The organism is Chloroflexus sp. (assembly GCF_034435895.1).
Classification (GTDB): domain Bacteria; phylum Chloroflexota; class Chloroflexia; order Chloroflexales; family Chloroflexaceae; genus Chloroflexus.
The window spans coordinates 1-10,034 of the sequence record NZ_DAOTWH010000111.1; the positions used below are offsets into that span (position 1 = coordinate 1).

The window sequence follows — 10,034 nt, forward strand, 5'->3', positions numbered from 1 at the left end:
CCAACTACCTCTTGCAAACGGCGCGCGCAGCGCAATTGATCGGTGCGCAGGTGATCTTGGTAGGCATTGGCCCCGAAATCGCGCAGACTATCGTCCAGCTTGGCGTTGATCTAAGCGGCATCGCTATCGGCGCTAATCTGCAAAACGGCATCGAGTTGGCCTTACGCCGCATCGGGAAGGCGATCAAGCCAGCAGCATAGTCATACACACCAAGACACGCAAACAGCGCGGTGTGTTCTAGTTATGCCCAAGGCGGGTATCCTAATCATTGGGTATGACAGCGCATTGCTGCGCTTACCAATGAGAGCGACGAGGAGGTCGCGTGACCGACGTCTTTACTGAACTCCAAGATTTTCTCCTTGCCCGCCGGACCGAGATGCTGGCGGAACTGGCGCAAAATGTGCAGCGACAGAGTGCGGGGTATGCCCGTCTCGCGCAAGAAGAGTTGCTGCCCACGATGAATATGACCATTGAAGCCCTCGCCGAAGCGATTGGCAACCAAGACCTGCTGCCGTTTATTGCCCACGCCGAGGCGTTGGGCGAGATGCGCGCCTACGAAGGGTTTATGCTCACCGATGTGCTGGTGGCAGTGAATATCTTCCGCAACTTGACGTGGGATGCATTAGAAGACTTTGCCGCCCGCCAACCCGCCTGTACGATTGAGATAGCACGGATTGTGGAAGACATGATTGGGCAATTTAAGCGGGCAATGGTCACCAGTTTCAATCAGACGTACAATCAATTGCATGACCAGTTGCGCGATCAGGCCGAGCAGATCGTGGTACAGCAAGAGACCATCCGCGAGTTGAGCACCCCGATCTTGCCGCTGTATCAAGATATCTTGGTTCTGCCCCTGATTGGCGCGATTGACAGCTTCCGCGCCGGCCAGATTATGGAACGCCTGCTTACCGCTATCGCTGAACGCCAATCGGATATCGTAATTATTGACATTACTGGCGTGCCGGTGATCGATACCGCCGTCGCCAATTACCTCTTGCAGACGGCGCGGGCAGCGCAATTGATCGGCGCACAGGTGATCTTGGTAGGCATTGGCCCCGAAATCGCGCAGACGATTGTCCAGCTTGGCGTTGATCTAAGCGGCATCGCCATCGGCGCGAACCTCCAAAACGGCATCAAGTTGGCCTTACGCCGGCTCGGCAAACAGATTAGACGGCGGTAATGCACGGCTTTCGCACTGTTTCTGCCCAACATCACATTTGTACCGCCCGTTGCAATCGTAACTCGGCTATGCTAGAATAATCCACGTCTACAGCAAGGTTTTTTCCTCTATAACCAGCGCCCCGCGTATTGCGCGCCGCGCCGGCAATCACATCGGGTCGTGCATTCGTGCAACGAAGGAGTTGGGGTCATGCAGGATCTGAACGCCGTCCAAAATCTTGCGGTCTGGGCTGTGCTCGTCGTTTCGCTGCTCGGGATTGGGTACGCTTTCTTCATCCGCAGCCAGATCCTCGCCCAAGATACGGGAACACCCCGTATGCGCGAGGTCTGGGGGTATATCAAAACCGGCGCCAATGCCTATCTAAGCCAGCAATTCCGCACCATTTCAATTTTGATCGTTATTCTGACCTTCGTCTTGGCGGCTAGTGTGTTTATCATTCCGCCAACGACCGAAGCAGTCGAGCGGTTTGGCAGCAAAGAAGCAGCGACACTCTGGGTGGCAATTGGGCGCGCGGTGGCCTTCCTGATGGGATCGCTCTTTAGCTACGCAGTTGGCTTCGTTGGCATGAATGTCGCGGTCGAGGGCAACGTTCGGGTGGCCGCGGCATCGCGCAAGGGCTATAACCCGGCGCTGCAAGTGGCGTATAAATCCGGCTCGGTGACCGGTATGCTCACCGTTGGCCTCGGCCTGCTCGGCGGTACGCTGATCTTTATGGTCTTCGGCATTGCCGCCCCCGATGCGTTGCTCGGCTTCGGCTTCGGCGGCTCGCTGATCGCGCTCTTTATGCGCGTCGGCGGTGGTATCTATACCAAGGCGGCTGACGTCGGCGCTGACCTCGTGGGGAAGGTTGAGGCCGGCATTCCCGAAGACGATCCGCGCAATGCGGCGGTGATTGCCGACCTCGTGGGCGATAACGTCGGCGACTGCGCCGGTATGGCCGCCGACGTGTTCGAGAGCTTCGAGGTAACGCTCGTGTCGGCGATGATCCTCGGCATTGTGCTGGGTGATGCCGTGGCCGGTGTCATGGGCGATGGCCAGTATGACCTGCGCTTTATCATCTTCCCGCTCGTGCTGCGCGCGATCGGCGTGATCGCGTCGGTGATCGGCAACCAGTTCGTCACCACCGACGAGCGCAAGCGCAACGCGATGGCGGCAATGAACCGCGGTTTCTACATCGCGGCAGGCTTAGCTATTGTCGCGAGCGCGGCGGCGACGCCGGTCTTCATGGTTGATGCTGCCGGCAACGTTGATTGGCGTCCCTTCTTCGCGACCCTGTCGGGTGTAATTTTAGCGATTGCGCTCGATAAACTGACCGAGTACTTCACCAGCACCCATTTTAGCCCGGTCAAAGAGATCTCGAAGTCGTCGCAGACCGGCTCGGCCACCAATATCCTCTCTGGTCTGGCCCTCGGTATGGAGAGCAGCGTTTGGGCGATTTTGGTCATCTCGGCATCGGTTTTTACCTCGGTGTTGATTTACGCCGGCGAACCGGCGGCGACGCAGTTCACCGCGATTCTGTACGGCGTGTCGCTGACGGGAATTGGCATGCTGTTGCTGACCGGCAATACCATTTCGATGGACAGCTTCGGCCCGATTTCCGATAACGCGAACGGCATCGGCGAGATGGCCGGCCTTGATAAGAATGCGCGCAACGTGATGGATGACCTCGACGCGGTCGGCAATACGACCAAGGCTGTCACCAAGGGTATTGCGATCGGTTCGGCGGTGATCGCGGCAGTAGCGCTCTACGGTTCGTATTTCACCGATGTGAATAAGGTGATCAAGCAGATGATCGATGAGGGTGCCAAGGGCATCGAGCTGCTCTCGTCGATCAATGTCGCTGCACCGGATGTCTTTATCGGTTTGTTAATCGGCGGCGCAGTGCCGTTCCTCTTCTCGGCGCTGACCATTCGGGCCGTGTCGCGCGCCGCGGCGCAGATCGTCAACGAGGTGCGCCGGCAATTCCGCATCCCCGGCCTGATGGAAGGCAAAGTGGTGCCTGACTATGCGCGCGCGGTGCAGATTTCGACCACGGCGGCGCAGAAGGAGCTGATCAGCCTTGGCTTGATCGCGGTGATGGTGCCGATCATCGTCGGCTTCACGCTTGGAGTCGAGGCGTTGGGCGGCTTCCTCGCCGGCATTATCCTCACCGGCCAGTTGATGGCGGTCTTCCAAGCCAATGCCGGCGGCGCGTGGGATAATGCCAAGAAGTATATCGAGGAAGGCAACTTCGGCGGCAAGCATAGCGAACCGCACAAAGCGGCAGTCGTCGGCGATACGGTCGGCGATCCGCTGAAGGATACGTCTGGCCCCGCGCTGAACCCGATGATTAAGGTGATCAATCTGGTGGCGCTGATCATTGCCCCGATTATCGTCACGGTCGAACCCGGCAACCCCGGCGTGATTATCGCGATGATCATCTGTGTCGCGGCGCTGGTGTGGGCCATCTGGCAGAGCAAGCGCGAGAGCGAGGCGCTGAAGGAGATCGCGCAGGCGCCGGCATCGGCGGATTAGCTGCGGTAATTGGTATCAGAGCAGCGGGTGGTAAGGGCGGGTTTGCAACCCGCCCTCATTGGCATCTCTCTTGCCAGTGCCGCCCCCGCGCGCCCCAGCTTCGTTAACGCTAGGTAATCAACTCTTTCCGCCAAAACAGTTGCACATGGATTAATATCAAAGCAGCGTTCGCTCATCAGTCAAGGGAGATGGTCAATGACGACATCCACGACCGAGACCGCTGCTGACCGGGGCGCGCGCCCTGCCGGCGATAACCGGCGCAAGATCCTCGAAGCGACCATGAAACGCTTCCAGTATCAGGGTGACGCGCTGATCGAAGTCCTGCACAAAGCGCAGGAGCTGTACGGGTTCCTCTCGCCGGAGCTGCTGAGCGACGTCGCGCAGCGCCTCCGCTTACCGCCGAGCCGCGTCTATGGCGTCGCCACCTTCTACCACTTCTTCTCGCTTGCCCCGCAAGGCGAACACACCTGTACCATTTGCTTGGGCACGGCTTGCTACGTGCGCGGCGCAGCGCTCTTGCTGCGCGAACTCGAAGAGCTGAGCAACGTAAAAGCCGGCCACACCAGCGCCGACGGCCGCTTCTCGTTGCTCACGGCCCGCTGCCTCGGCGCGTGCGGGCTTGCGCCGGCAGCCGTGCTCGATGGCGAAGTGGTCGGCCATGCCGACCGTTCTGATTTGGCAGCGCGGATTCAGGCGCTGCTTGGTCGCGAGAGGTGATTATGGATCTCCACGAACTTGAAGCCATCGCCGAACGCGAACTCGCTCAGCGGCCACGCTTACGCATCCTTTATTGCTCGGCCACCGGCTGTCAAGCGTCAGGCGCATTAGAGATCAAACGCCGGCTTGAAGGCCTATTAGCCGAAATGGGCCGGCAGGTCGAGATAGATGTCGGCGCTGTCGGGTGTCTTGGCTTGTGCGGGCGCGGGCCGATTGTACGCATCGAACCGTCAGGCGAGACGTTCGAGCATGTGAAGCCAGACGATGCCGCCGAGATTGTTGCAGCGTTTGATGGTCACGCATGCCATGTTGCCCGCTGCGACCAAGACCATCCCTTCTTCACCCGCCAGTTGTTGGTTGTCCGCCGTCACTGCGGTCTGATCAATCCTGACCGGATCGAAGATTATATTGCGGTGGGAGGCTATCGCTCGTTGTATCACGTGATTCACGAGATGACCCCCGCTGAAGTTATTCAAGCCATTACCCGCAGCGGCCTGCGCGGGCGTGGCGGCGCCGGCTATCCAACCGGCTTGAAATGGGCCACCGTTGCGAAAAGCCCCGGCGAGCGCAAGTTTGTGATCTGCAATGCCGATGAGGGCGATCCCGGTGCATTTATGGATCGCAGCATTCTTGAGAGCGATCCGCATCTGGTGCTGGAGGGGATGGCGATTGCGGCGTATGCCGTCGGCGCCGAGCAAGGCTTTATCTACGTGCGCGGCGAGTATCCGCTGGCGATCGAGCGGTTGCAAAAAGCGATCGCGCAAGCCCGCCGGCATGGGTTGCTCGGCGCGCAAATCTTCGAGAGCGGCTTTAACTTCCGGGTCGATATCCGCGTCGGCGCTGGCGCGTTTGTCTGCGGTGAAGAGACGGCCCTGATCGCCTCGATTGAAGGCCGGCGTGGCCAACCGCGCCCCCGCCCGCCCTACCCCGCCGAGAGCGGCTTGTGGGGGATGCCAACGTTGATCAACAACGTCGAAACGTTCGCTAATGTTACTGCGATCATCGAAAACGGCCCGGAATGGTACAGCAGCATTGGCACCGAGAAGAGCAAGGGCACCAAGATCTTTGCCCTTACCGGCAAGATTCGCAACACCGGCCTGATCGAAGTGCCAATGGGCATTACCTTGCGCGAGATTGTCGAAGAGATGGGAGGCGGCACACCCGATGGTACGCCGGTGAAGGCTGTGCAAACCGGCGGCCCGTCGGGCGGCTGCATTCCGGCCAGCCTGTTTCACACGCCGGTCGATTACGAGTCGCTGGCTGCGGTTGGCTCGATTATGGGGTCGGGCGGCATGGTGGTGATGGATGAACATACCAACATGGTTGATGTCGCCCGGTTTTATATGGAGTTTTGCAAAGACGAGTCGTGCGGCAAGTGCATTCCGTGCCGGGTGGGAACGGTGCAGCTCCTGAATATGTTGACCAAACTGCGGAACGGCCAAGCGCATGCCAGCGATCTAGTCAAGATTGAAGAACTCTGCGAGCTGATGCGCGAGACGAGTCTGTGCGGGTTAGGCCAATCGGCCCCTAATCCGGTGCTCAGCACCTTGCACTACTTCCGGCACGAATACGAGGAGTTGATCGGCGCGGAGGGCGACCATGGCAGCTAAAACGCTTACCATTGATGGACATCTCGTTTCGGCCCGCCCCGGCGAGACGCTGCTGGCAGCCATCCGCGAAGCCGGGATCACGATTCCGACACTCTGCCACCTCGACGGCCTGTCTGATGTGGGGGCATGCCGGCTGTGTCTGGTGGAAATTGAAGGCCAGCGCCGGTTGCAGCCAGCCTGTATGACGATGGTCAGCGAAGGGATGGTCGTGCATACCAACACGCCGCGCCTACAGGCCTACCGGCGACAGATCATCGAACTGCTCTTCGCCGAACGTAACCACGTCTGTGCGGTGTGTGTGGCCAACGGCAACTGCGAACTGCAACGGCTGGCCAGCATGGTCGGGATGGATCACGTGCGCTACGAATACCTCTCACCCGACTGCCCGGTCGATATTTCGCACATGCGGTTCGGCATCGACCACAACCGCTGCGTGCTCTGTACCCGCTGCGTGCGCGCCTGTGACGAGATCGAAGGCGTGCATACGTGGGATGTGGCCGGACGCGGGGTTGATGCGCGGGTGATTACTGATATGAACCAGCCGTGGGGCACATCGAGCACCTGCACCAGTTGCGGCAAGTGCCAACTCGCCTGCCCGACCGGCGCGATCTTCCCGCGCGGAGTCACGGTCGGCGAACGACCCCATGCCAGCGAACGCATTGCGTTGATTGTCGAAGCGCGCAAACAGCGCTGGTAGGCGCGCAAGGAGAGATGCATGAGCCGGCTACGTATTGCTACCATCTGGTTAGGCGGCTGTTCGGGCTGCCACATGTCGTTGCTCGATCTCGACGAATGGCTGATCGAGCTGGCCGCGCGCGCCGATTTGGTCTATAGCCCGATCGCCGACACCAAACGCTTCCCGCCCAATGTTGATCTGACCTTAATCGAAGGCGCGATCGCCAACGACGAGCATCTCGAATTGGCCCGTACGGCGCGCCGCCATAGCAAGATCATCGTCTCGTTCGGCGACTGCGCCGTCACCGGCAATGTCACCGCGCTACGCAATCCGCTCGGCCCGGCCCAGAACGTCTTGCAACAGGTCTACATTGAACACGGCGATCCGGGTGGCGTCATTCCGCTCGATCCGGGGATCGTGCCGGTGCTGCTCGATAAAGTGGCGCCGGTGCATCATGTCATCCCGGTTGACTACTACTTGCCGGGGTGCCCGCCCTCGGCGTCACGGATTCGGGCCTTGCTGGAAGCGTTGATTGAGGGGCGCGAACCGGCGGCTGATATTCGCTATGGATAGACTCATAGTGGCAGTGACGCGACTACTATCGTCACCTCGCGACGCTGCCATCACCATACATACAAGGAGTGCGCGATGGGCCAACGTATCGTCATCGATCCTGTCACGCGCATCGAGGGCCATGCCAAGATTAGCATTCACCTCGACGAAGCGGGTGATGTCGCCGAGACCCGGTTTCACGTCACCGAGTTTCGCGGCTTCGAGCGCTTCTGCATTGGGCGTCCATTCTGGGAGATGCCCGGCATTACGGCGCGCATTTGCGGCATCTGCCCGGTTAGCCATTTGCTGGCCTCGGCCCGCGCCGGCGACGGTCTGCTGGCGGTGCTCATTCCGCCGGCAGCCGAAAAGTTACGCCGGTTGATGAATCTCGGCCAAATTATCCAATCGCACGCGCTGAGCTTCTTCCATCTCAGCGGCCCTGACTTGATGCTCGGCTTTGACAGCGATCCGGCTCAACGTAACGTCTTCGGGTTGATCGCTGCCGATCCCAACCTTGCCCGCAACGGCATCCGGCTGCGCCAGTTTGGGCAAGAAGTGATCGAGTTGCTAGGAGGGCGCAAGATTCACCCAGCATGGGCCGTGCCGGGAGGAGTGCGCAGCGGTTTAAGCGAAAGTGGGCGCGACCAGATTCGCGCCAAGATCCCTGAGATGTTAGCGATCGCGCTCGATGCAATCGGGCGACTGAAACATCTGACCGAACGCTACCAGCGCGAAATCGAGACCTTTGGCGTCTTTCCCAGCCTTTATCTGGGCATGGTCGGGCCGGGAGGGCGCTGGATGCACTACGGCGGCAAATTGCGCGTGATCGATCATACCGGCAAAATTTTGATCGACGAACTCGATCCGATCGATTATCGCGATGTCATCGGCGAAGCGGTCGAACCGTGGAGCTACCTGAAGTTCCCCTACATTCGGGCGCTCGGCTATCCGGGTGGGATGTACCGGGTTGGGCCATTGGCGCGGCTTAACGTCTGCACCACTATGGGAGCGACGCGGGCCGATACCGAGCTGCGCGAACTACGTGAGCAAGCCGGGCCGGTGATCGAGGGCAGCTTCTATTACCACCATGCCCGACTGATCGAGATTATCGCTGCGCTCGAACGCATGGAGATGCTGGTCGAAGACAACGACCTGCTCTCAAACGAGCTCCGCGCCGACGCCGGCGTCAATCGCCGCGAGGCGGTCGGCGTGAGCGAAGCGCCGCGCGGCACGCTCTTCCACCACTACACGGTCGATGAAAAGGGTTTGATTACGGATGTGAACTTGATCATCGCCACCGGCCAGAACAATTTGGCCATTAACCGCACAGTCGGCCAGATTGCCCAGAGCTACATCCGCAACGGCCAGTTTGATCAAGGCATTCTCAACCGGATCGAAGCCGGGGTGCGGGCCTACGATCCGTGTCTGAGTTGTTCGACCCACGCTGTGGGGCAGATGGCGATGGAAGTCGAGTTGTACGACGCACAAGGCGAGCTGGTTGATCGGGTAAGCCGTTAAGGCGGCGGTAAAGGAATGCAGCTCGCGATTGCGAGCCGCGCCAATCATCATATCGTTGCTGCGGACGGGGTTGGGCAACCCGGCGTTATGTCCAAGTTCGCCCGCAGCCATTTCTGACTCGTAGCAGCAGCGTCGCTGGATACGCGCGAACCAACAGCCAGCGATGGGCTAACGCACACTGTATATCGCAATGATATAGATGGCGAGAGAAGCCACCACAAAGATATTATTCACAGACGGCAACGTTCAAGCAGTGGAAATTTTACAACGATACCCTATCGTCATCTCAAGTTTTTTGCGTTATAATTGTTACTACTCTTACCAAGCACCTCGCGGAAAGGGTTGGCTATGGGCCACATCTGCCAGCGTCGATGCCCGGCAGTCGCGCCGCAGGGTCTGATCATCGGGTACGGCAGCCCGGTGCGTGGCGATGATTACGCTGGGCAAGCCGCAGCCGAGCTGATGCGGCAATGGCGTGTTGCCGGCTTACAAGTGATCACGCAGGCCCAACTGACACCAGAACTAGCGGCGATCATTGCTCGCTCACGCCGGGTCATCTTCCTCGATGCCGCAGTTGATCGCACGAACGTCGAAGTGCGGCTCATCGAACCGGCCACCTGCCTCACCTCGAGTCACCAGAGTGATCCGGCAACGTTATTAACCCTTGCTCGCATCCTGTATGGTCGCGCGCCGCGCGCAGTCTTAATCACCATCCCCGCCTACGACACCTCGCTCAGTTTAGTGCTCAGCCCTGCTACGGCGCGAGCGGTCGCGCATGCCGCCCGGCTCGCGCGGGCTTATCTCAGGCGGTGCTACTGGCCATTGCAGGCGCGGGCCATTAGTTGAGCAGGGATGTGATGGCCCATCTTGAAACTAGCTCGCTGGGAGAAATCTCATAGTGGCTAGTGGCCGTTGTCTTGCCACACGCCAGCGGGATAACGGCTTACGAGCCAGTGTGGAGCATCTGTTTCAAACGGCGGCGAAGTCATTACGTCTTCCCCCGCTATCAGTGCAAGCCGTGTAGCGCCCGGCGATGCCATCCCCCGCGAGCACGGGAGGCACCCCTTCAGCATTTGCCTGCGCTACAGCCGGAGATTGGATGGCCGTGGCTTGCATCCGTGAACCATGACCGGGAAACACGGAACAACCCCCCACCAAACACAACACCCCCAGCCGGTGGGCTGAGGGGTGAGTAGGTTGGCACCTGAACAGGCACGCGTGGTGATGGGCCGCGCCGTAGCATGATTGAGCAATAATGGGATTGCTC

The 10,034-nt window shown here is 59.7% G+C and carries 8 protein-coding genes and 1 pseudogene; all 9 read left to right on the plus strand.

What is annotated here, in order from left to right:
• Nucleotides 1-200, plus strand: a pseudogene (locus tag U9R81_RS06570) (STAS domain-containing protein); the annotation flags it as partial.
• Nucleotides 201-322: 122 nt separating this feature from the next.
• On the plus strand, nucleotides 323-1,180 hold the full coding sequence (locus U9R81_RS06575) for an STAS domain-containing protein (protein WP_322494710.1): 858 nt from the start codon (nucleotides 323-325) through the stop codon (nucleotides 1,178-1,180).
• Between the two features lie 189 nt (nucleotides 1,181-1,369).
• Nucleotides 1,370-3,694 (plus strand): sodium-translocating pyrophosphatase, encoded by a 2,325-nt coding sequence (locus U9R81_RS06580; RefSeq protein ID WP_322494711.1) that lies wholly within the window; start codon nucleotides 1,370-1,372, stop codon nucleotides 3,692-3,694.
• A 195-nt stretch (nucleotides 3,695-3,889) separates the two neighbouring features.
• The gene (gene hoxE / locus U9R81_RS06585) at nucleotides 3,890-4,411 is read left to right on the plus strand and encodes a bidirectional hydrogenase complex protein HoxE (protein ID WP_322494712.1); all 522 of its coding nucleotides are present in this window, start codon (nucleotides 3,890-3,892) and stop codon (nucleotides 4,409-4,411) included.
• A gap of 2 nt (nucleotides 4,412-4,413) precedes the next feature.
• On the plus strand, nucleotides 4,414-6,021 hold the full coding sequence (locus U9R81_RS06590; protein WP_322494713.1) for a NuoF family protein: 1,608 nt from the start codon (nucleotides 4,414-4,416) through the stop codon (nucleotides 6,019-6,021).
• Nucleotides 6,011-6,718, plus strand: a complete 708-nt coding sequence (gene hoxU, locus U9R81_RS06595; protein ID WP_322494714.1) for a bidirectional hydrogenase complex protein HoxU — start codon at nucleotides 6,011-6,013, stop codon at nucleotides 6,716-6,718. The genes U9R81_RS06590 and hoxU overlap by 11 nt, the downstream gene beginning before the upstream one ends.
• 18 nt (nucleotides 6,719-6,736) lie before the next feature.
• Nucleotides 6,737-7,270, plus strand: coding sequence for an oxidoreductase (locus tag U9R81_RS06600; RefSeq protein WP_322494715.1), 534 nt, complete (start codon nucleotides 6,737-6,739; stop codon nucleotides 7,268-7,270).
• Between the two features lie 75 nt (nucleotides 7,271-7,345).
• Entirely contained in the window at nucleotides 7,346-8,767 is a 1,422-nt protein-coding gene (locus U9R81_RS06605; RefSeq protein WP_322494716.1) for a Ni/Fe hydrogenase subunit alpha, read from the plus strand.
• Nucleotides 8,768-9,115: 348 nt separating this feature from the next.
• On the plus strand, nucleotides 9,116-9,613 hold the full coding sequence (locus tag U9R81_RS06610; protein ID WP_322494717.1) for a hydrogenase maturation protease: 498 nt from the start codon (nucleotides 9,116-9,118) through the stop codon (nucleotides 9,611-9,613).
• The last annotated feature ends 421 nt before the right edge of the window (nucleotides 9,614-10,034 follow it).